The sequence below is a fragment of the Micromonospora sp. NPDC050200 genome (assembly GCF_040656135.1).
In the GTDB taxonomy this organism is placed as follows: Bacteria; Actinomycetota; Actinomycetes; order Mycobacteriales; family Micromonosporaceae; genus Micromonospora.
In genome coordinates, this window is the sequence record NZ_JBFALG010000084.1 from 1 (window position 1) to 22,061 (window position 22,061).

Annotated in this window: 17 protein-coding genes; 8 read left to right on the plus strand and 9 right to left on the minus strand. The window is 72.2% G+C overall.

Going from position 1 to position 22,061, the window contains the following annotated elements:
- The coding region (locus AB0I41_RS31705; protein ID WP_357114386.1) for a PH domain-containing protein at positions 1–932 on the plus strand (932 nt) is incomplete at its 5' end.
- 4 nt (positions 933–936) lie between these two features.
- Here AB0I41_RS31705 and AB0I41_RS31710 read toward each other — a convergent pair.
- The gene (locus AB0I41_RS31710; RefSeq protein ID WP_357114388.1) at positions 937–1,977 is read right to left on the minus strand and encodes a phosphatase PAP2 family protein; all 1,041 of its coding nucleotides are present in this window, start codon (positions 1,975–1,977) and stop codon (positions 937–939) included.
- 170 nt (positions 1,978–2,147) lie between these two features.
- Here AB0I41_RS31710 and AB0I41_RS31715 point away from each other — a divergent pair, with 170 nt between their 5' ends.
- Positions 2,148–2,552 carry a hotdog domain-containing protein gene (locus AB0I41_RS31715; RefSeq protein WP_357114390.1) on the plus strand — a complete coding sequence of 135 codons (405 nt, stop codon included), beginning with the start codon at positions 2,148–2,150 and terminating at the stop codon, positions 2,550–2,552.
- Positions 2,549–3,379 carry an MBL fold metallo-hydrolase gene (locus AB0I41_RS31720; protein ID WP_357114392.1) on the plus strand — a complete coding sequence of 277 codons (831 nt, stop codon included), beginning with the start codon at positions 2,549–2,551 and terminating at the stop codon, positions 3,377–3,379. The genes AB0I41_RS31715 and AB0I41_RS31720 overlap by 4 nt, the downstream gene beginning before the upstream one ends.
- A gap of 146 nt (positions 3,380–3,525) precedes the next feature.
- Here the strand turns inward: AB0I41_RS31720 and AB0I41_RS31725 are convergent, their stop codons facing one another.
- Both AB0I41_RS31725 and asnB read right to left on the minus strand, forming a co-directional pair.
- Complete coding sequence (locus AB0I41_RS31725) at positions 3,526–4,458, minus strand: carbohydrate kinase (RefSeq protein ID WP_357114394.1); 933 nt, start codon at positions 4,456–4,458, stop codon at positions 3,526–3,528.
- A gap of 312 nt (positions 4,459–4,770) precedes the next feature.
- On the minus strand, positions 4,771–6,732 hold the full coding sequence (gene asnB / locus AB0I41_RS31730) for an asparagine synthase (glutamine-hydrolyzing) (protein WP_357114396.1): 1,962 nt from the start codon (positions 6,730–6,732) through the stop codon (positions 4,771–4,773).
- Between the two features lie 110 nt (positions 6,733–6,842).
- On the opposite strand from asnB, the gene AB0I41_RS31735 reads away from it, so the two are divergent.
- The 3 genes from AB0I41_RS31735 to AB0I41_RS31745 all read left to right on the plus strand — a co-directional run bounded on the left by AB0I41_RS31735 (position 6,843) and on the right by AB0I41_RS31745 (position 12,594).
- Entirely contained in the window at positions 6,843–8,324 is a 1,482-nt protein-coding gene (locus tag AB0I41_RS31735) for an aminopeptidase P family protein (protein WP_357114398.1), read from the plus strand.
- 292 nt (positions 8,325–8,616) lie between these two features.
- Positions 8,617–10,443 carry a hypothetical protein gene (locus AB0I41_RS31740; RefSeq protein WP_357114400.1) on the plus strand — a complete coding sequence of 609 codons (1,827 nt, stop codon included), beginning with the start codon at positions 8,617–8,619 and terminating at the stop codon, positions 10,441–10,443.
- A 357-nt stretch (positions 10,444–10,800) separates the two neighbouring features.
- Complete coding sequence (locus tag AB0I41_RS31745) at positions 10,801–12,594, plus strand: hypothetical protein (RefSeq protein WP_357114402.1); 1,794 nt, start codon at positions 10,801–10,803, stop codon at positions 12,592–12,594.
- Between the two features lie 79 nt (positions 12,595–12,673).
- On the opposite strand, the gene pulA is transcribed toward AB0I41_RS31745, so the two are convergent.
- The 3 genes from pulA to AB0I41_RS31760 form a co-directional block, all read right to left on the minus strand.
- A complete protein-coding gene (gene pulA / locus AB0I41_RS31750) occupies positions 12,674–18,172 on the minus strand; it encodes a pullulanase-type alpha-1,6-glucosidase (RefSeq protein WP_357114404.1) in 5,499 nt (1,832 codons plus the stop codon).
- Positions 18,173–18,208: 36 nt separating this feature from the next.
- Entirely contained in the window at positions 18,209–18,448 is a 240-nt protein-coding gene (locus AB0I41_RS31755) for a hypothetical protein (RefSeq protein ID WP_357114406.1), read from the minus strand.
- Between the two features lie 121 nt (positions 18,449–18,569).
- Entirely contained in the window at positions 18,570–19,247 is a 678-nt protein-coding gene (locus tag AB0I41_RS31760; protein WP_357114408.1) for a cellulose binding domain-containing protein, read from the minus strand.
- 143 nt (positions 19,248–19,390) lie between these two features.
- On the opposite strand from AB0I41_RS31760, the gene AB0I41_RS31765 reads away from it, so the two are divergent.
- Entirely contained in the window at positions 19,391–19,948 is a 558-nt protein-coding gene (locus AB0I41_RS31765) for a GNAT family N-acetyltransferase (protein WP_357114410.1), read from the plus strand.
- On the opposite strand, the gene AB0I41_RS31770 is transcribed toward AB0I41_RS31765, so the two are convergent.
- Positions 19,932–20,183, minus strand: a complete 252-nt coding sequence (locus AB0I41_RS31770) for a hypothetical protein (RefSeq protein ID WP_357114412.1) — start codon at positions 20,181–20,183, stop codon at positions 19,932–19,934. The two genes, AB0I41_RS31765 and AB0I41_RS31770, sit on opposite strands and share 17 nt — an antisense overlap.
- 28 nt (positions 20,184–20,211) lie before the next feature.
- Positions 20,212–20,868, minus strand: a complete 657-nt coding sequence (locus tag AB0I41_RS31775) for a hypothetical protein (protein WP_357114414.1) — start codon at positions 20,866–20,868, stop codon at positions 20,212–20,214.
- Between the two features lie 69 nt (positions 20,869–20,937).
- Between AB0I41_RS31775 and AB0I41_RS31780 the strand changes: the two genes are divergently transcribed.
- Positions 20,938–21,117, plus strand: a complete 180-nt coding sequence (locus AB0I41_RS31780) for a hypothetical protein (RefSeq protein WP_357114418.1) — start codon at positions 20,938–20,940, stop codon at positions 21,115–21,117.
- Positions 21,118–21,182: 65 nt separating this feature from the next.
- On the opposite strand, the gene AB0I41_RS31785 is transcribed toward AB0I41_RS31780, so the two are convergent.
- A complete protein-coding gene (locus tag AB0I41_RS31785; protein ID WP_357114416.1) occupies positions 21,183–21,563 on the minus strand; it encodes an ArsC/Spx/MgsR family protein in 381 nt (126 codons plus the stop codon).
- Positions 21,564–22,061: the final 498 nt, after the last annotated feature.

Sequence of the window (22,061 nt, forward strand, 5' to 3'; positions counted from 1 at the left end):
CCAGCAGCCCGGTGGTGGCGGCCAGTTTCGGCAGCACGGTGTCCCGGAAGTCCGGGTTGTTGAGCCGTTCCGGGCTGATCAGCAGCACGGCCGACCGGGTCGGGCCGCCGCCGGAACCGGCCGGCCGGCCGCTGCACGCCGTACGCAACAGCGACCTGCTGGTCAGCCAGCTGCTCACCCCGCAGGCGTTCCTGCTCCCGTTCGGCCTGGCCTTCGTGGCGGCGCAGTTCCTCTCCGCGGGCTCCTGGTCGTTCATCGCGGTGGCGAGCACGCTGACCGCGATGGCCGGCGTGATCCTGCAACCGGTCCGCCGGGTGCTCGACGACTGGAGCTTCCGGCTGGACCGGGAGGACGACAGCCTGCGCGTACGCAACGGCCTGCTGGAGACCCGGGCGCAGACCGTGCCGCTGGACCGGGTGCAGACGATCGGGGTGACCTGGCCGCTGCTGTGGCGGATGAAGGGCTGGCTGCGGCTGCGGCTGGAGGTGGCCGGCTACTCCGGCGGCGAGCCGGACGACCGGAACCGGCCGGACCGGCTGCTGCCCGTCGGCGACCTGCGCACCGGCGAGGAGATCGTCGCCGAGGTGCTGCCCGGGGTACGGCTGACCGCTCTGCCGCTGGCGCCCCCGCCGGCCCGGGCCCGCTGGCTGCGACCGCTGAGCGTACGGGTGCTCGGCGCCGGGCTGGGCGAGCGGGTCTTCGCCGTACGCTCCGGTCTGCTCACCCGGCAACTGGCGATCGTGCCGTACGCCCGGATCCAGAGCGTGCGGGTGGTGCAGGGGCCGGCGCAGCGGCGGCTGCGGCTGGCGACGGTGCACGCCGACACCGCGGGCGGTGCGGGCGCCGCCGCGCACGACCGCGACCTGGCGGAGGCGTGGGCGCTCGCCGCGGAGCTGACCGCCCGGTCGCACGCCGCGCGGCGCGCCCGTTGACGGTTCAGCGGGCGGCGGTCTGCTCCACCGACTCCTCCGCCGGTGCCCCGACCGGCGCGGGGACGGCCGGGGCGGCGGCCGGCGCCGGCCGGCGGCGGGCCCTGCGGCCCGCCCACCAGCGCTCGGCCAGCCCGACCACCAGGAAGGTCAGCCCGACGTACGCCCAGCCGACCAGCACGTCGATGACGTAGTGCTCGCCGCAGTAGACCAGGGTGAAGGTCATCGCCAGCGGGTACGCCAGCAGCAGCGGCCACCACCGCTTCCGGATGGCCCGGAGGAAGAACAGCACGACGAACAGGGCGAACGCGGTGTGCAGCGAGGGCATCGCGGCGACCGGGTTGGAGGCGATCTGCCCGGCGTTGAGCAGGTTGCCGGCGCCGTGCATGCCGAACGCCTTCCAGCCCCGGGTGGAGATCCGGGCGACCTCGGTGAGCAGGCCGTTCTGCGCCGCCCACCAGGGCGGGGCGGCCGGGTAGAGGAAGTAGGTGACCAGCCCCGCGGCGCAGAGGAACCCCCAGCGCCGCATGAACGCCGCCCACCGGCCGCGGTCGCGCAGCCAGAGCACCGCGGCGGCGGCCAGCGCCACCACGAAGTGGGAGAAGTAGACCCAGCTGGCCAGGACGTCCCACCACTGCACGCCGGGCCGGTAGAGGTGCTCCTGGAGCCAGACCGTGGGCACCTCGCCGCCGGTGGCCCAGCCGAACATCACCCGGTCGGCGACGATCAGCTCGTAGGCGTGCGGGGTCGCCCCGTTGTCGGCGAACCCCCGGGAGAGGTTGTACGCGGCCAGCAGCAGCACCACCGGCACCCAGTCCCGGGCGAAGCGCAGGTGGCTGCGCCACGGCCGGGACGAGTTCCACGCGATGGTCCCCGCCCAGATCCAGATGAACGCGTACGCCGGGTCGGTCGGCAGGCCGATGGCGAGCCAGGCGGCGACGAAGGCGACGCCCCAGACCGTCATCGCGATCACGCGGCGGCGTCCGCCGTCGGCGGACGCGGTCGGTCCGGTGGGGGCGGGGGGCTTGGGGTCAGTCACGACGGCCATCGCGGACAAGGTTAACGGCGGCCGACGCGGGCGCCGACGCCGACCACCGCGCGGCGACCTCCCCGACCCGGCCCGGCCCCCGCCGGCTGCCGGGCCGGCCGCTCCGTGGCGGGCGGTCCGGTTCGCCGTCGTCGTGGCCGGGCCCACCGCCGAGCACCTACGCTGAGCGCATGCAGCAACAGCCGGACACCCCCTTCCCGACCGGGTTGACCGCCCGGGTGGAGCTGACCGTCACCGACGCCGACACCGCGCAGGCGGTGGGCTCCGGCGACGTGCCGGTGCTCGGCACGCCCCGGTTGCTCGCCCTCGCCGAGGCGGCCACCGTCGCGGCCACCGCCACCCACCTGCCGGCCGGCTCGACGACCGTGGGCAGCCGGGTGGAGCTGGAGCATCGCGCGGCGACACCGGTCGGGCGGACGGTGGTGGCGCAGGCCCGGCTGACCGAGGTCACCGGGCGGCGGCTGGTGTTCGAGGTGACGGTCACCGACGGCGGCGAGACGGTGGCCGAGGGCCGGGTGGAGCGGGCGCTGGTCGACCGGCAGCGCTTCGTGGCTCGCGCGGCGCGGCTGCCATGACCCTCCGGTTCGTGGAGGTCGCCGACCGGGTCCACGTGCTGCGCGAGCCCCTGCTCGACGTCAACGTCACCCTGGTCGTCGGTGACGGCGAGGCGTTGCTGGTGGACAGCCTCTCCAGCGCCGGGCAGGCCGCCGAGCTGGCCGCGGCGGCCCGGGTGGTCACCGGCCACCCGTGGACGGTGGTCAACACCCACCACCACTACGACCACTGCTTCGGCAACGCCGCGCTCGCCGCCGACCCGCCCCGCCCGGTGTACGCGCACGAGCTGGCCGCCGCCGCGCTGCGCGAGCGGCCGGACGCGCTGCGCCGGGAGGCGTACGAGGAGTTGCGCGACGAGCGGCCGGAGCTGGCCGCCGAGGTGGCCGGGACAGCGCTGCTCGCCCCGACGCACACCGTGCACACCGAGGCCGTACTCGACGTCGGGGGCCGCCGGGTGGTGCTGCGGCACCCGGGGCGCGGGCACACCGACGCCGACCTGGTGGTGCACGTGCCGGACGCCGACGTGCTGGTCGCCGGGGACCTGGTGGAGCAGAGCGGCCCGCCCGCCTTCGAGGACTCGTACCCCCTGCAGTGGCCGGACGCGCTGGCCGAGCTGCTGCGGCTCACCACGCCCGCGACGGTGGTCGTGCCCGGACACGGCGACCCGGTCGACGCCGAGTTCGTCCGGGCCCAGCACCGCCAGCTGGTCGAGCTGGCCTGGCTGATCCGCGCCGCCCACACCGGTGGCGCCCCGCCCGAGCGCGTCGCCGCCGACGCCCCCTTCGGCGCCCGCCCCGGCCTGATCGCCGCCCGGCGCGGCTTCACCGAACTCAACGGCACCCCCTGACGCCCGGCCGTCCCGGCGATCCATGCGCCCGTGGTCGCCGGGACGTCGACCGCCGCACCAGCCGCCGGGGCCGGTCAGGCCGTGGTGCGCAGGGTGGTCAGGAGGCCGTCGAGGGCGCGGACGGCGGCGCGGACGGCCCGGGAGGGCTAGTCGACGAAGCGGCGCAGCACCTCGGCGCGGGTGGGCATCGACAACGCCCCGCCGGGCGACTCGCAGACCAGGCCGGCGACCCGCAGCGCGAACGCGACCCGCTGGTGCCAGCCGGTCGGCTCGGCCGGCTCCCCGTCGACGAGCAGGTCGGCGACGAGCGCGGCCATCACCGAGTCGCCCGCGCCGGTCGCGTCGACGGCGCGCACCTTCGGTGCGGGCACCCGTACCGGGTCGGGGCCGGCGGCGACGATCGCGCCGTCCGCGCCGAGGGTGACCACGACGGTGCCCGCCCCCAGCTCCCGCAGGTACGCGGCGACCCCCTCGGCCGGCTCACCCGGATAGAGCAGCTCGGCGTCGGCGCCGCTCAGCTTGACCAGGTGCGCCCCGGCGGCGAACTCCGCCACCACCTCCCGCAGCCGGTCCAGCGTCGACGGCCCGTCCAGCAGCCGGGGCCGCACGTTGGGGTCGAACACCCGCAGGCCGGTGGCGAGCGACCAGGCCCGCCGCGCGGCGGCGAGCACCGGCGGGCAGAGCAGCACCACCGACCCGCAGTAGAGCACGTCGGCGCCCTCGACCAGGGCCACGTCCAGGTCGTCGGCGGTGAGCAGGCCGTACGAGGGCGGCTCGCCGTAGAAGCGGAAGTCGGGCTCGGGCCCGGCATGGGTGGTGACGGCGAGGCTGGTCGGCACCGGGACGGTGACCGCGCCGGCCAGCCCGACGCCGGCGTCATCGAGGAAGCCGCGGATCCGGCCGGCCAGCACGTCGTCGCCGAACGACCCGACGAACTGGGCGGCCCCGCCGAGCCGGGACACCCCGACGGCGACGTTGAGCGGGCCGCCGCCGATCTCCTGCCGGAACACCGGCCGGCCCTCGCACTCGGCGTCGAGCAGGTCGACCAACGCCTCACCGAGCACCACCGCGTATCCCACATCGCCTCCCAGCGTCCGTCGCTCCGTACCAGGCTGGCACAGTGCCCGCCACGGCGGGGGCGAAGCCCCGTCTCCACGTATCGAGCAACGGCTATTGCGCCGGGTCGCTGGGGGCGTGGTGGGATGACGCGTGCCGGGCCGCCGCCCGGCGGACCGCTGAAACGATCAAGAGGTTTGCGTCAGCGGAGACGACTCCGGCAGACGCAAACCTCTTGATCAACGACGGTGGGGGCGCGCGGGCCGTCAGCGGGCGGGTGCGCGGGCCGTCAGCGGGCGGGTGCGCGGGCCGTCAGCGGGCGGGTGCGCGGGCCGTCAGCGGACCATGGAACCGACCACGGGCTTGGTGAGCAGGGCGGACTGGTTGCGCTGGATGCCGGGGTCGAGGGTCTTGGCCACGAAGATGGCGTGCCAGATGCAGAAGATCAGCACGGTCCACACCTTGCGGGAGTGGTCCGCCTCCTCCCGCTTGTGCTCCTCCAGCAGCCGTATCGCGTACGACAGGTCGATCAGGTCGCCGGCGCCGGAGGTGGCGAGCACGTGCCGGGCCCACTCGTACATATCGCCGCGCAGCCACACCCGCGTCGGGGTCGGGAAGCCCAGCTTCCTGCGGTTGACGATGGCCGGCGGCACCACGCCCTGCAACGCCTGGCGCATCGCGTACTTGGTGGCGTCCGAGCGGGGCGGGAGCTTCAGGTCGACCGGGATGCCGGCGGCCACGTCGAAGACCGCCCGGTCGAGGAAGGGCACCCGCACCTCCAGCGAGTGGGCCATCGAGATCCGGTCGGCCTTGACCAGGATGTCGCCGCGCAGCCAGGTGTAGAGGTCGACGTACTGCATCTTGGTGACGTCGTCGAGCTCGGTGCACTCGGCGTAGATCGGCGCGGTCACGTCGGTGTAGCGGACCGAGGGGTCGTAGCGGCGCAGCAGGTGCTGCTTCTCCTCCTCGGTGAACATCCGGGCGTTGCCGTAGTAGCGCTGCTCGATCGGGGTGGTGCCACGCTCCAGGAAGCTCTTGCCCTTGACCCCCTCCGGGATCGCCTTGGAGACCGCGCGCAGGCCCTTCTGCACCCCGCCCGGCAGGCCGTTGACCGCGCCGAGCGAGAGCGGCTCCCGGTAGATCGTGTACCCGCCGAAGAACTCGTCCGCGCCCTCGCCGGAGAGGACCACGGTGACGTGCTCGGCGGCCTTCTTGGCGACGAAGTAGAGCGGCACCAGCGCCGGGTCGGCCACCGGGTCGTCCAGGTGCCAGACGATCTTGGGCAGGGCGTCGATCATGTCCTGCGGCCCGATCTTGGTCGGGATGGTGGTCACGTCGAGGTGCCGGGCCGACTCCTGGGCCACGTCGATCTCGGAGTAGCCGGGCACGTCGTACCCGACGGTGAAGGTGAGGATGTTCGGGTTGAACTCCCGGGCCAGGGCCACCACCGCGGTCGAGTCGATGCCGCTGGACAGGAACGAACCGACCGGCACGTCCGAGCGCATGTGCATCCGGACGCTCTCCCGCAGCGTCTCCCGGATCTCCTGGAAGAGCCGCTGCTCGTCGGCGACCGGGGCGGGGCGGAACACCGGCCGGTACCACCGGCGCACGTCGATGCGGCCGCCCGGGCTCCAGGTCAGGTACTCCCCCGAGCCGATCCGCCGGATCCCCTTGTGCAGGGTGCCGGGCTCCGGCACGTACTGGAGGGTCAGGTAGTGGCTCAGGCTGGCGGCGTCGATGCCGGCGTCGCCCTCGTAGCTGGAGTGCGCGAAGGGCAGCAGCGCCTTCTTCTCCGAGGCGAGGTAGAGCCCGTCGGCGGTCTCCAGGTAGTGCAGCGGCTTGATGCCGAAGTAGTCCCGGGCGCCGAAGGCCCGCCGCTCCTGCCGGTCCCAGATGACGAAGGCGAACATGCCGCGCAGCCGGGTGAGCACCTGCTCGCCCCAGTAGTGGTAGCCGGCGACGATCACCTCGCCGTCACCGGAGGTGGCGAACTGGGCGCCGAAGGTGCGCACCAGCTCGTCGCGCAGCTCGATGTAGTTGTAGATCTCACCGTTGAAGGTGAGCAGGTAGCGGCCGTCGGCGTACGGCAGCGGCTCGTGGCTGGAGGCCACGTCGATGATCGCCAGGCGCTTGTGCGCGAACACCCCGTCCGCGTACCGGCCGGAGGCGTCCCCGACCACCTCGACCCCGGTCTCGTCCGGGCCGCGGTGGTGCAGGCATTCCAACGCCCCGGCGATGTTGTCGCGGTGAGCGGCGGCGTCACCGCGCGCACTGAAGAAGGCCAGGAGTCCGCACATGGTGGTCATCTTTCCACGCGCGCGGAGCGGCCGTCGCGGCACCGCAGGCTCTCCCGCCCGAGACCCGAGGGGTACCGTCTGGACCAGCGACGAGGCGGAGGGAGCGGACCATGACCGAGGACCGGACGAACGGAAAGCCGGCGGACGGCACCGAATCGCACGACCCGGACTTCCCGCAGGCGTTCCTGGACTTCATGCGCCAGGGCTGGCGGGACAGCACCCTGCCGGTCGGGCCGCGCCCGGAGGTGCCCAACCACGCCAAGCGCCGGGCCGCGCTCTCGGCGGCCTTCCCGGGCGAGACGCTGGTCATCCCGACCGGCACCGAGAAGGTACGCGCCAACGACACCGACCACCCGTTCCGCCCGGGCAGCGACTTCGCGTACCTGACCGGCGACCACGACCCGGACAGCGTGCTCGTGCTGCGCCCGACCGGCTCCGGGCACGACGCCACCCTGTACATGCGGCCCCGCTCGTCCCGCGAGACGGACGAGTTCTTCCGCAGCCGGCACGGCGAGCTGTGGGTGGGCCGGCGGCACACCCTGGAGGAGAAGTCGACCGAGCTGGGCCTGCCGACCGCGGACCTCACCGAACTGGACGCGGCGCTGGCCGGGGTGGCGCCGGGGCGTACCCGGGTGTTGCGCGGGTTCGACACCCGGGTGGACGCGGCCGTGCGGCCCTGGGACGGCCCCCGCGCCGACGGCCAGCCGGCCCGCGACCGTGAGCTGGCCATCGCGATCTCCGAGCTGAAGCTGGTCAAGGACGAGTGGGAGATCGCCCAGCTCCAGGAGGCCGTGGACGCGACCGTGCGCGGCTTCGAGGACGTGGCCCGGGCGCTGCCGGCCGACCGCGGGGTCTCCGAGCGGCTGCTGGAGGGGATCTTCGCGCTGCGCGCTCGGCACGACGGCAACGACGTCGGGTACGGCTCGATCGTCGGCGCCGGGGAGCACGCCACGATCCTGCACTGGGTGCACAACCACGGCGCCACCCGTCCTGGTGAGCTGCTGCTGATGGACATGGGCGTGGAGAACCGGAACCTCTACACCGCCGACGTCACCCGGGTGCTGCCGGTCGACGGCCGGTTCACCCCGTTGCAGCGCCAGGTCTACGACGCCGTGTACGCCGCGCAGCAGGCCGGCATCGACATCATCAAGCCCGGCGTGGTGTTCAAGGACGTCCACCTGACCGCGATGCGGGTCCTCGCCGAGGCGCTCAAGGACCTCGGCCTGCTCCCGGTGAGCGTGGACGAGGCGATGGACCCGGCCTCGACGGTCTACCGCCGCTGGACGCTGCACGGCACCAGCCACATGCTCGGCATCGACGTGCACGACTGCGCCAACGCCCGCAAGGAGCACTACCGCGACGGCGCGCTCGGCGAGGGCTACGTGCTGACCGTCGAGCCGGGGCTGTACTTCCAGCCGGAGGACGAGCTGGTTCCCGAGGAACTGCGCGGCATCGGCGTGCGGATCGAGGACGACATCCTGGTCACCGCGACCGGCGCGGTGAACCTCTCGGCCGGCCTGCCGCGCCGCTCCGACGAGGTGGAGACCTGGCTGGCCGAGCAGCGCGAGGCGGGCCCCCGCCTGCCCGGCTGACCCGGTACGACCCCCGGCGGGCCCCGCCCCCGTTGTCTGCGACGTTTCCGTCGTCCTGACACCGGTGGCGGGGCCCGCCGTCGTTTGCGCTGCTCACGACCTTCTCTACGTCCTGCGCCCGGCTGCACCCACCCGACCCGCGTGAGGGGAATGCGGGCTTTTTTCGGATACGTCCGCGTCGCGAGGATCCTTCTCATACGGTGTGGATAACAGGCTGCAACCCATTTGTAGCTGCTCGTGCCGCTCGGGTGGTACGAGGCCGTCTGGTAGCAGGAAAGGGCGGAAGGCTCTGATGTCCAACGACGTAACGACTCCCGACGGCGGGGCCCCAACGGCCGCGCCGTCGACTAGGCGACGCAAGCTGTGGGTCGCCACCGGCGTGGCCGGCCTGACCGGCGTCGTCGGTCTGGCGGCACTGGGCGGGCTGGCTGCCCGCGACAACGACAAGTCCGACGACGCACAGCGGGCCAGCGACTCGCAGGCGGCGCCGAAGCAGAACGTCAGCGATGCCGGCCCGACCGAAGACCGGGACGACGGTAAGGACCGGGATGAGCACGGCGAGGACCGGGACGAGCGTGGCGAGGACCGGGACGAGCACGGGCGGGTGCGGGAGGTGCCCTGTGACGACGAGAAGCTGATCGAGGCGGTCGACCTGGCCAACCGGGACCAGGGTGGCACGTTGAAGCTGGCCCCGCGCTGCACCTACGAGTTGAGCTTCTCCGACAAGAAGTCCGGCACGGGTCTGCCCACGATCAAGCAGGAAATCACGATCAAGGGCAACGACGCGACGATCAAGCGGGACTCCGAGGACGCCTTCCGGCTCTTCCGGGTCGCCGACGGCGGCGACCTGACCCTGAAGGACCTCACCCTCAAGGACGGCAACGCCGCCGAGTTCAAGTACGGCACGCCGCAAGGTCCCGGCGGTCCGCAGGGCCCCGGCGGTCCGCAGGCTGCCGACGCTCCTCAGGCGGCCCCGGCGATGCCCAAGCCGCCGAAGAAGGACGGCGAAGCGGACGGCGGCGCGCTGCTGGTCGACCGCGGCGGCAGCGCGCACCTGGAGAAGGTCGAACTGACCGGCAACAACGCCGAGGGCAACGGCGGCGCCATCGCCAACTTCGGCCGGGTCGACCTCGACGAGAGCGAGGTCGAGAACAACCACGCCCAGGAGAATGGCGGCGGCATCTTCAACGTCGGCGTCCTCAAGGTCAAGGGGTCCTCCGACGGCGAGGACTGGTCCTCCCACGGTCAGGGTGGGTCCTCCGACGGCAAGGACGAGTCCTCCCACGATGGGGGTGGCGAGTCCCGCATCACCAACAACACCGCCGGCAAGAACGGCGGCGGCATCGCCAACGGCCGCGGCAAGGACAAGGAACACGACAAGGACAAGGACAAGGGCGACTGGCCGGGCGTGGAGGGCCGCGACGAGGCCGGCAGCGTGGAGATCTTCAAGACCTCCATCGAGAACAACCGAGCCGGCGAGAACGGCGGCGGCGTCTTCAGCTCCGGCGGGTTCGTCAAGATCGCCTTGTCGACCATCAAGGAGAACACCGCCTGCGACAGCGGCGGCGGCATCTACGCCCGCGACACCGAACTCAACCTCGAGAAGGTCATCGTCGCCAAGAACCACGCCGACAAGGACGGCGGCGGCATCGTCAACACCGGCGGGGAGAAGAAGAAGGAAGCCCCGTACGGCGACAAGGAACAGAAGGACGAGAAGAACGAGGCCACGGCCACCATCGCCGACAGCAAGATCCTCGAGAACACCGCCGGACGCTTCGGCGGCGGCATCTTCAACGGCGACCAGGACGTCAAGCTCAAGGAAGGCTTCCTGGAGGAGCCCGACGACAAGGACAGCAACAACGCCCGCCTCACCCTGCGGGACACCGAGATCAAGGGCAACACCGCCCTCAACGGCGGCGGCATCTTCAACAACAAGGGCACCGTCACCCTGACCAAGACCCACGTCACCAAGAACACCGCCACCGACAGCTCCAAGCTCCACCGAGTCGCCGGCGGCATCCTCAACAACGACGGCAAGGTCAAGCTCGACGAGAAATCCACCGTCACCAACAACGACCCCACCAACTGCGCCGGCACCGTCAAGGACTGCTTCAACTGACCGGCGGATGACCACGGGAGTCCCTTTCCGCCACGGCGGGAAGGGACTCCCCTCCCCGGGTCGTCCACTCGGGTGGCGCGTCGCGCGCGTCACGAATGCGTGCCGTCGGAAGTGGGCGCGCCCTTTCCGCCCTCCGCAGCGCTCTTCGCCACCCGTGACACCTCTGCTGCACGGCCGTCCGCCGTGCTGTCGGCCGCACCGCCCACATACCTAATGTGGGCTTTTCTCGCATACGCCCACGAGGCGAAGAAGATTCTCATATGGTCTTCTTCAGCAGCTACAACCGATTTGTAGCGAAGGCCGCCTCGCCGTGGCGAAGCGACCTTGTCGGGTACAAGGAGAGGGCAGAGAGCTCCGATGTCCAACTACCTTCGCAATAACGATGACGCCAACCGTGAGACGACCTCCCCGATCCGTCGTCGCCGGCTCTGGCTCGCCACCGGCGTTGTGGGCCTCACAGGAGCGGTCAGCCTCGCAGGGGTCGCCTATGCGACCACCGGGGCCACCGGTGCCCACCGGTTGACCGACCTGAAGTGGTCCACGGCTCAGCAGCTCACAAAGGACGACGGTAAGGACCGGGATGAGCACGGCGAGGACCGGGACGAGCGTGGCGAGGACCGGGACGAGCGTGGCAAGGACCGGGACGAGCGTGGCGAGGACCGGGACGAGCACGGGCGGGTGCGGGAGGTGCCCTGTGACGACGAGAAGCTGATCGAGGCGGTCGACCTGGCCAACCGGGACCAGGGTGGCACGTTGAAGCTGGCCCCGCGCTGCACCTACGAGTTGAGCTTCTCCGACAAGAAGTCCGGCACGGGTCTGCCCACGATCAAGCAGGAAATCACGATCAAGGGCAACGACGCGACGATCAAGCGGGACTCCGAGGACGCCTTCCGGCTCTTCCGGGTCGCCGACGGCGGCGACCTGACCCTGAAGGACCTCACCCTCAAGGACGGCAACGCCGCCGAGTTCAAGTACGGCGGTTCGCAGGGCCCCGGCGGCCCGGCCGCCCCGCAGGGCCAGGCCGCCCCGCAAGTCCAGGCCGCCCCGCAGGGACCGCAGGCTGCCGACGCTCCTCAGGCGGCCCCGGCGATGCCCACACCGCCGAAGAAGAAGGACGGCGAAGCGGACGGCGGTGCGCTGCTGGTCGAGCGCGGCGGCAGCGCCCACCTGGAGAAGACCACGCTGACCCGCAACAACGCCGAAGGCAACGGCGGCGCCATCGCCAACTTCGGCCGGGTCGACCTCGAAGACAGCAAGGTCGAGAACAACCACGCCCAGGAGAACGGCGGCGGCATCTTCAACGTCGGCGTACTCAAGGTCAAGGAATCCCGGATCACCAACAACACCGCGGGCGAGAACGGCGGCGGCATCGCCAACGGCCACGGCAAGGACAAGGACAAGGAACACGGCAAGGACAAGGACAAGGGCTACTGGCCGGGCATCGAGGGCCGCGACGAGGCCGGCAGCGTGGAGATCTTCAAGACCTCCATCGAGGGCAACACCGCCGACGACAACGGCGGCGGCGTGTTCAGCTCCAGCGGCTTCGTCAAGATCGTCCTGTCGAGCATCAAGGAGAACACCGCCTGCGAAAGCGGCGGCGGCATCTACGCCCGCAACACCAACCTCGACCTCGAGAAGGTCACCGTCGCCAAGAACCACGCCAGCAAGGACGGCGGCGGCATCGTCAACACCGGCGGCGAGAAGAAGAAGGAAGCCCCGTCCTACGGCGGTGACAAGAAGGAGCAGGAAGAGCAGGAGGCCACCGCCACCATCGCCGACAGCGAAATCGTCGAGAACACCGCCGGACGCTTCGGCGGCGGCATCTTCAACGGCGACCCGGACGTCGAGCTCAAGGACGGCTACCAGGACAAGCCCGAAGGCGAAGGCGACAACGCCACCCTGACCCTGCGGGACACCGAGATCAAGGGCAACACCGCCCTCAACGGCGGCGGCATCTTCAACAACAAGGGCACCGTCACCCTGACCAAGACCCACGTCACCAAGAACACCGCCACCGACAGCTCCAAGCTCCACCGAGTCGCCGGCGGCATCCTCAACAACGACGGCAAGGTCCGCCTCGACGAAAAATCCACCGTCACCAACAACGACCCCACCAACTGCGCCGGCACCGTCAAGGACTGCTTCAACTGAGGCACGGTCCAGTAAACGGCTCCGCACAGACGTCCGGCCCCCTGCCACCTCGGTGGCAGGGGGCCGGATCGTCGTGGGATCAGCCCTGGACGAAGACCGCCACGCTGCGCGCGGGCACGGTGAACGTGCCGCTCGCCTTGTCGAACGAAGCGGTCCGCAGCACCGGGTCGGCCGAGTTCGCCAGCACCGGGTGCAGGTCCACATCCGCCCCGCGCAGGCCGGCCACCGTCTGCTCCGCCGCCTCCGGGGTGGCGTTGAAGACCACCGTCACCGACTTCCACTTCCCGTCCAGCCCACGGCCGTCCAGGGTCATGGTGAGCACGCCCGGCGTCTCCTGCGCGCCGGAGAGCGGGAAGGCGACCCGCTGCTGCACCTGGTCGGCGGTGGTCAGCCCGAACACCGGCGAGGACTCCCGGATCCTCAGCAGTTCCGCGTACCGGGCGTCGGCCAGGTTGATCGCCGTGCAGTCCGGCACCAGCTTCGGGTCGGCCAGCAGCGGCTTCGCGTACGACCACTTGTCCTTGTTGTCCTGCGCTGGCGGGAGACCGGCGCCGAAGCCGTTGCCCTGTGCGCAGTCCCAGCGGATCTGGTTGAACCAGTCACCGGAGTTGTACGAGTTGCGGTCCAGCGACTTCGACCGCAGCCGCTCGGAGCCGGCCGTGGCGAAGCCCGCCCCCTGCCCGAAGGTGGTGGTCGCCAACGCCAGCACCTGCATCCGCGACCGGTCGATCGCCGAGGTTCCCTGCGGCAGCTTGTACGCCAGCGCGTCGTACAGGATCTCGTTGTCGTGCGCGTCGACGTAGGTGACCGCCTCGCCCGGCGCGGCGGTGTAGCCGGCCGGCGAGCCGTTGTAGTCCACCTGGGCGCCGGTGACCTCTCGCCCCGACGAGTCGGTGAACCGGTAGCCCCGCAGGTTGCCGGTGAGCCCCACCTTGATCCGGTCGTGGTAGTGCAGCAGCCGGGCCTTCTGCTCGGCGGCCGTCCCGTTCACGGTGTCGCCGTTGGGGTCGGTGTAGAGGCCGGAGGCGAAGCCCTGGATCCGCGGGTTGCCGTCGAAGGGGCCGCCGCCGCGCACCGCGTCGCGGAGCCGGTCGTTGAAGGTGCCGATGCCGGTCCCGGCCATGTTGGCCTGGGTGGCCTGCACGAACCGGGCGTCGTTGGCGACCTCGCCGAAGTTCCAGCCCTCGCCGTAGAGCAGGATCTTCTTGCCGTCCACCCCGTCGCGGGCCGGCGTGAGCTCGTCGAGCGCGGCCCGCACGGCCAGGATGTTCGCCTTCGGGTGGTGACCCATCAGGTCGAACCGGAAGCCGTCCACCTTGTACTGCCTGGCCCAGGTGACCAGGGAGTCCACCACCAGCTTGCCCATCATGGCGTGCTCGGGGGCGGTGTTGGCGCAGCAGGTCGAGTTGGCGACGCTGCCGTCCTCGAGGAGCCGGTGGTAGTAGCCCGGCACCACCTGGTCGAGGACCGACTTCGGGTCGGCGCCCGAGGCCGAGGTGTGGTTGTAGACCACGTCCAGCACCACGCGCAGTCCGGCGCCGTTGACGCCGGCGACCAGCTGCCGGAACTCGGTGGTCCGCTGCGCCCCGGCCGGGTCGACGGCGTACCCGCCCTCCGGCACGGTGTAGTGCAGCGGGTCGTACCCCCAGTTGTAGCCGTCGGAGTCGGCCACCGCGGCGACGCAGGCCTGCTGCTTGTCGGAGTCCGGCGGCAGCGCGGCCAGGTCGCAGTCCGGCTGCCGCTGGTCGGCCCGCCGCTCGGGGATGGTGGCGAAGTCGAACGAGGGCAGCAGGTGCAGGTAGTTGACCCCGGCGTCGCCGAGCGCCTTCAGGTGCTTCATCCCGGCCGTGCCCGGGTCGGTGAAGGCGAGGTAGGTGCCCCGCCGCTCGGCCGGGACGGTGCTGTCGGCGACCGAGAAGTCCCGGACCGACAGCTCGGAGATCTGCGCCTTCGACGCGGGCGCCGCCGGCGGCTTGCGCAGCGTCGCCCAGCCCTGCGGCGCGAGCGACGGGTCGGACAGGTCGACGATCTGGCTGTGCGTCGAGTCCGGCGCGAGCGCCACCGAGTAGGGGTCGGTGACCGAGGCGGTGACCACCTTCTGCGTGGCCGGCTGCCAGGCCTCGACCTGGTACCGGTAGTACTTGCCGCTCCAGTCGCGGCTGCCGCGCACCGACCAGACGCCGGTGCGGTCGTTGCGGCTCATCGCCACGGTCCGCGGCTGCGCCGCCGGCGAGTCGAACAGTTGCAGCGACACCGTCCGGGCGGTGGGCGCCCAGACGGCGAGGGTGGGCACCCTGTCGGCGAAGGTGACGCCGAGCCGCGAGTCGGTGGCCGGCCGGTAGACGTCGTCGAGCACGCCCGGGATCTGCACGCCGGTGGCGTTGAGCAGCGTGCCCTCGGCGTCCCGCTCGGTCACCACGAGCTGCCCGCGCAGCGCCGCCGGCACCTTGTCCAGGTCGGCCCGGTCCAGCGTGAAGGCGCGGTAGGACCACAGGTGTGGGAAGGCCGCGCGCTGGGCCTCGGTGAGCCCGTTGCGCTGCGCCCGCAGCGGCAGCGAGGTGTACGTCCCGGCCAGCTCGCCGTCGGCGATGCTCAGCCCGCCGGCCGGGGCGGCCACCAGGGCGTACTGCCGGCCGTCGGTCGGACCGGTCGACCAGGCGACGGTGGACCGGTCGATCCACTGCGCCTTCTGCCTGGTGATGTCCAGGTCGGCGGACGGGCCGGAGGAGCTGGACGGCAGCAGCCGGCCCTTCACCCCGGCGAGCAGCCAGACCTCACGCCCGGCGCCGGCGAAGTCCAGCCGCTGGTCCTCCGGGTGGTCCTTCTCGTTACTGGAATGAATGATGTAGCTCAGCCCGGTGGCCCCGCCGGCCAGCGGCACCCGGAAGACCGCGCCGAAGGCGTCGACCTTCTCCGGGGCGAGCGGCTTCGACCAGTCGGTGGGGGTGGCGGCGCCGTCCCACAGGTGCAGGCCCCAGCCGTCGTAGTTGCCGTCGGCCTTGCGCCAGTGGATGACCGCGGTGCCCTCGTCCACCGGCGGGTCGGGTTCGCCGGTGGCGGCCTGCCGGGTCGGGTAGAGCGTCGGGTCGCCCTGCTTGACCCAGACCTCGCCGGTCTGCGTCACGTCGATGGTGCGGTCCTTGTCGACGTCCTTGGTGCCGTTCTTGTCCACCACCAGGAAGCCGACCGACTTCGCGCCCGGCTTGAGCTTGACCCAGGCGAACCGGCCGTAGGAGTCCTCACCGGCGAACGGCTGCCCCTTGGGCCACTCGGTGGCGTACGCCGGGTCGATGTCGCCCCAGGAGTAGAGGCCCCAGTCGTCGTACCCGCCGGCGGGGCGCTGGTAGTGCACCACCGCCCAGTCCCGCGACGAGCTCTGTGCCGGGGTGCCGACGACACCGGTGGAGCGGGTGCTGGCGGTACGCCCCTTGCCGTCGCGGACGACGGCCTTGTACTCGACCTTCGTCCCGCCGGGCAGGCCGGCCAGGTCGTGGTGGACGGTGTACGGGGCCTTGTGCGCGCTGCCCAGCAGCGTCCACTTCCCGCCGGGGACCCGCGCGGCGAAGGTGACGGTGGCCAGCGGGTCGCCGGTGACCTGCGCGGTGACGGCGGCCCGGGTGGCGACCGGGTCGGCACCGGGCCCGGTGATGGTGACGCCCGGCCCGGCGGTGGCCTGCGGGACGGGCCGGCCGGCCTTGAGGACGACGGCGGACATCGGCGGGATGGTCAGGCCGAGCTTGCCGTCCGCGCCGGCGGTCGCGGTGGCCGAGCCGCCGTAGATGCCGGTGAAGGTGGTGCCGGCGGACCAGGTGTCCACGGAGACGGTCTGCGCGTTGGCGGCGTTGTTCACGGCCACCACGTACTCGGTGCGGTCGGCCGGAGCGATCCGGGAGAAGGCGAACACGCCGGCGCCGTCGGCCGCGTACCGGGTGACCTGGATGCCGTCGCGCAGCGCCGGGTGGGCCTGGCGCAGCGTGCCCAGCTCGGCGATGGTGCGGTAGAGCGGATGACCGGAGTCGTACTGGTCGCCGGCGTGGGTACGGGTGGTGCCGATCAGGTCGTCGTCGAGGTAGTCCGCCGTCTGGCTGGCGAACATGTCCTGCCGGGCGTCCTTGTCCCCGCCGGGGCCGGTGAAACCCTGCTCGTCGCCGGAGTACACCACCGGCTGACCGCGGGTGAGGAACATCAGCTGGTGGGCGAGCTGGTCGCGGCGCAGCTGGGTGGCGTCGTCCCCGCCGGAGGCGGCGATGAAGGAGCCGATCCGACCCATGTCGTGGTTGCCGAGGAAGGTGGTCAGCCGGTTGGCGCCGGTGTCCCGGGCGGCGTACAGGTCGTCGCGGGCGTACACGTCGGCGAGGGCCTTGGCGGAGCCGTCGGCGGCGGTGTAGCCGCGCGCGGCCTCCTGGAAGGAGAAGTCCAGGGTGGCCGGCAGGCCGCCGCGCCGCACGTAGGTCGAGGTGACCTCCTGGTCGGCGCTGTAGACCTCGCCGAACATGAAGAAGTCCTTCTTGCCGGCGGCGTCGGCGGCCCGCTTGATGCCCCGGCTGAACTGCGGCCAGAAGTCGAGGTTGACGTGCTTGACGGTGTCCAGCCGGAAGCCGTCGACGTCGGTGCCGGCGATCCAGTCGCCGTACGCCCTGGTCAGGCCCTCGACCACCTCGGGACGCTCGGTCCACAGGTCGTCCAGGCCGAAGAAGTCGCCGTACTCGCTGTTCTCGCCCGCGAAGGTCGAGTCACCGCGGTTGTGGTACATCGTCGGGTCGTTCAGCCAGGCCGGCACCTTGACCGTCGCGTCGGCAGGGTCGGCGAAGGTGGGGGTGTACGGGCCCGCGTCCCTGTTCACCTTGGGGAAGTCGCGGGTGCCGTCGGCGTAGTTGCGGTCCTCGAAGGCACTGCCCTGCGCGTCGGTGTACGGCGAGGTCTTCTTGTCGATGTACGCGTACTTGTCCTCGGCGTACCGGATGACGTCGGCGGTGTGGTTGACGATGACGTCAAGGTAGACCTTGATGCCCCGCTGGTGGGACAGCTTGACCAGCTTCCGCATGTCCTCGTCGGTGCCGAAGTGCGGGTCGACCTGGGTGAAGTCGGTGATCCAGTAACCGTGGTAGCCGGCCGAGACGTCCGCGCCGCTGCCCTGCACGGGGCGGTTCTTGAAGACCGGGGCGAGCCAGATGGCGGTCGTCCCCAGGCCCTGGATGTAGTCCAGCTTGTCGATGACGCCCTTGAGGTCGCCGCCGTGGTAGAAGCCCTTGTCCTTCGGGTCCAGGCCGGTGCGGAGCCGGTCGCCGGTGAGCCCGCCGGAGTCGTTGCGCCGGTCGCCGTTGGCGAACCGGTCCGGCAGGACGAAGTAGAACTGCTCGGCGCTCCCGGTGCCGGTGCCGGCGCGGAGCAGGGCCTCGGTCGAGGGTTCGGCGCCCCACTGGGCGGCGCCGGCCGCCGCGAGGACGTCGACGGTGGACGCCCGGTCGGTGGCGTCCGCGCTGAGCTGGTGGACGGCGACCGGGGCGCCGACGAGGGCGAGGGTGAGGGTGGAAGCCAAGGCGAGCAGCGCCTTGCGAGATATCGGCGGGGGTTTCATCGACGGCCTTCCTCTGGTCGCTGATTCGCCCGCACGCTAGCCCTTGCCGAAACATTCTGCAATACCTTGCAAACAGAGTCGCAACAAGGCAGTGGCCTTGCGAAACGGGCCGTCGTCCCGGCGGTCGGGGGAGGTCACCTCCGCGGCATGAGGAGGGTGGGTCAGCGCCCGGCGCGGCCGGCGCCGTCGACCGCGCACCGTCCAGGGGCGGGGCCCGGTGGCGGCGTTGGAGAGCAGCACCTCGCCGATGAAGGCATCGTCGAAGGTGTCCAGCACCCGGTACCGCCGGTGACCGGCGCCCGCTACGGCGAACTCGACGGCAGGTCGGACAGCGCCACGGGCACGGGGAGGTCACCCGGCCGCAACCGTCCTGACAGTACGGAGGCCGTCCGGCCGCTCAGCCGATGGTGCAGTCGGCCCCGTTGACGGTGCACTGGCCCGGCCGGTCACCGCTGCCGGTCCGGCCGAACGTCATCGACACGACAGCGGTCTCCCCCGCCGGGAGCGGGCTCGTGCCGCTCAGCACGAACCAGCCGCTGCCCCGGGTGCGCACCGACACCCCGGAGCTGGACGAGGCGCGAACCGACTTGACGTTGCCGGAAAACATCAGCTCCACCTGCCACTCGCGGGCGCCGCCGGTGGTGTTTCGCACCGTCAGTTGGGCGGAGAACGAGTCCCGGCCGCTGGAGGTGGCCTGGTAGTGGGCACTCACCCGGCCGGCGTCGGCGGGAACCGGAGCGCGGGTGCTCGGCGTCGCGTCGGGCCGGCGGGCGCTGGCGCGCGCCGACGGGGTGGCGGTGGCGCTGGCCGTCCGGGACGGGGTGGTGTCCACGGCGAGCAGCGGGGCGTCGCCGGCCGGCGTCGGGGACGACGTCACGGAGGGCATCCTCGGCAGGTACATCGGCGGCGCCGGCTCGGGTGCCGCCGGGTGCTCCGCTCCGCGGAAGGAGAGCAGGGCGAACACCAGCAGGGTGGCGAGCAGACCGGTGCCGAGCAGCACGACGATCCACGGCATCGACGCCAGCACGGCGGGTGCGGATCGCGCCCCCGGCCGCGGGGCCGAGCGGTCGGACATGAGGTCCCCCTTGTCGGAGCAGACGCGCCAGCCTAGCCAGCGATCTCCTCGGATACGAACAGGCCCACCAGGTACGGTCCGTCCGGCCGGCCCGGGCCGGAAAACGGGTGGCCGCCCGAGGCCGCGTGGGGTCTGATCGGGTCATGCCCGCACTGACCCCGCCCACCGAACGGGTGCACGCCAGCTTCCTGACCGCGATGGCCGAGTTTCAGGGTGAGGGGCGCGGTGGGCGCCAGGACAACACGATGGTCGGCGCGGAGATCCGCCGGTACGCCGACCGGTGGCACGACCCGGCGGCCTTCGCCCGGTACGTGGCGGACCTGCACGCGCAATGCCTCGAGGAGACACCGCGCCCGGAGGGTTTTGTCCCCGACACGACACTGTGGTGGGCCGAGGGCGACGAGTACCTCGGACGGATCGCGATCCGGCACCGCCTCACGCCGTACCTGCACGAGGCCGGCGGCCACATCGGTTACGACGTACGGGCGAGCGCCCGGCGACGCGGCCACGCCACCGCCATGCTGCGGGCGGCACTACCGGTGGCACACCGGCTCGGCATCGCCTCCGCGCTGCTCACCTGCGATGTGGACAACGTCGCCTCGCGCCGGGTGATCGAGCGCAACGGCGGTGTCCTGGAGGACGAACGGCAGGGCAACCTCCGCTTCTGGGTGCCGACGGCGGTGGTCACGCCGCGCGGATGACCGTGCAGATGACCGGGCCGTCCCCGGTGGTGCGCAGCAGGTAGCGGTACCGGTCGCCGGGCACCGCCCGACCCTGGCTGTCCAGGAACTCCCACTGCACGGCCACCATGGTCAGCAGCACGGAGACCGGCTCCACGTCCTCGATCAGCGCGTTCGCCGCGACCAACTCCCGTTCCCGGTAGTCCGGGGCGGCGCCGACAAAGGAGAGCGCGACGGCCGCCAGCGAACCGAACAAGAAGCTGGCCGCCGGGCATCGGCAACCCTCAGCGCGGCGGAACTCGCACCTCGATCTCCGCGCCGAGCCTGCCGCGGCCGGCCAGGTCCAGGTCATCGCCGCTCCAGAACCGGCCCGGGTCGTACCAGTTCGGGCGGCGTCCGGCCGGCAGCAGGCCCATCGCCTCGTAGGTCACCGCCACCACCTCGGCGCAGTACGCGGTCTCCAGCGCCCGGTCCCGCACCGGCACCCCGGAGCGCTCCCGGCGGCCGGGCAGCCGCACCTGCGGCACCCGACCCCGCGCCCACCGCCAGGCGAGCTGGGCGGTGGAGGGGAAGGGCGTGCCGTCGAGCCGGGCGACCGTACGCAGCACCGCCTGCTCCATGTCGGCGTCGGCCGGTGGGTCGAGCTGGCGCAGCCAGGCCCGCTGGCCGTACCGGTTGGCCCAGACGCAGACCGCGTCGCGCAGGTCGTGCAGCTGCACGCCGCGCTGGTGGGTGCCGGTCCACCTGTCCGGCAGCGACCGGCCCAGCTCGGCGTGCCACATCAGCGGCGGCATGTCGTCCAGCACCACCGCCATGCCGACGTGGTTGACCGGGCTGTTGGTGGTGAGCTGGATGGCCCGGTCCGGCACGCTCCGGCCGCGGAACACCCACACGTCTCCGGTACGGGTCAGGTCGACGGCCTCGTCCAGGCTGATGCTCATGCCGTCGCCCCGGCGCTTCGTTCGCTGCGCTCGCTCATGGACGACTACCCTAGGCCGATGCGACAACGGATGCGGTGGTGGAAGGTACTCGGCTTGGCCGGCCTGGCCGGTGTCGCGGCGACCGGCGTGGTCATCGCCCGCGCCGAGCGGCGTCGCCGCGCGTACACCCCGGAGGAGATCCGGGAACGGCTGCGCGAGCGGCACGCGCAGGCCGCGGGGAGCGCCACGCCGGCCGACGACCCGGCCTGACCTGGACGCGGCCGGCCCGGGGCCGGAACGCCCTCGGTCCGTCCCCGGGCCCTACCCGCGGCTGCTCAGTCGCCGCGCTCCGCTCCGGTCCGGCGGACCGCCTCGTCGAGCGCCTCCGGGGTACGGCCGACCAGCGCGCCCCCGTCGTCGAGCAGCAGGATCGGACGCTGGATCAGCTCCGGGTGGGCCACCATCGCCTCGATCCAGCGTGGCTCGGCGGCGTCGTCGCGGGGCCAGTCGGCCATGCCGAGCGCGACCGCGGCCGGTTCCCCGGTGCGGCAGATGTCCCAGGCGCGGGCGTCGAGCCGGTGCAGCACGCTGGTCAACTCGGCCGCGCTCGGCGGCCGTTCCAGGTACGCCCGCAGCCGGTACGGCACCCGGGCCTCGTCCAGAGTGGCCCGCGCGCCGGCGCACTTCGAGCAGGCCAGGTTGTGCCAGATCTCCATGACCGGACATCGTGACAGACGCCGCCCTCCGTCCTCCACAGAGGCCCGTGTCCCCGGCCGGTCGCTACAGAATCGTCTACGACATCAGCTCGGAAGGGCTCGCCGATGGCCCCGCCCTTTCCGGGCCGGGGCGGGCCGGTGCGAGGTTCGGCTCCCCGGGATGCCCGCGACACGGGAACCGAGGGGTTCCCCGGGCCGTCCGGTCTGGTGCCGGATGTCCGGTTCGGGGTGCCCGGTTCGGCCAGCGGCGTCCCGTTCGGCCTGCGGCGTCCCGTGGCCGGGGCCACCCGGGCGGCGGAATCACGGGCGGGGTCGGGTCGTTGTACATGGCATACCCACGGCGAATCCCGCCCCGAGGAGTGGCCCGAGGCCAGCGCCCGGGGAATGCGGGGCCGGCCGGGTTGGTTACATCCCCCGGACACCCGAGCAGAGCCACCCCCTGGCCGCCGGGCAGATCCCCTTCTTGACTTTCCTTTCGCGCAAGCCGTCCCCCCGACG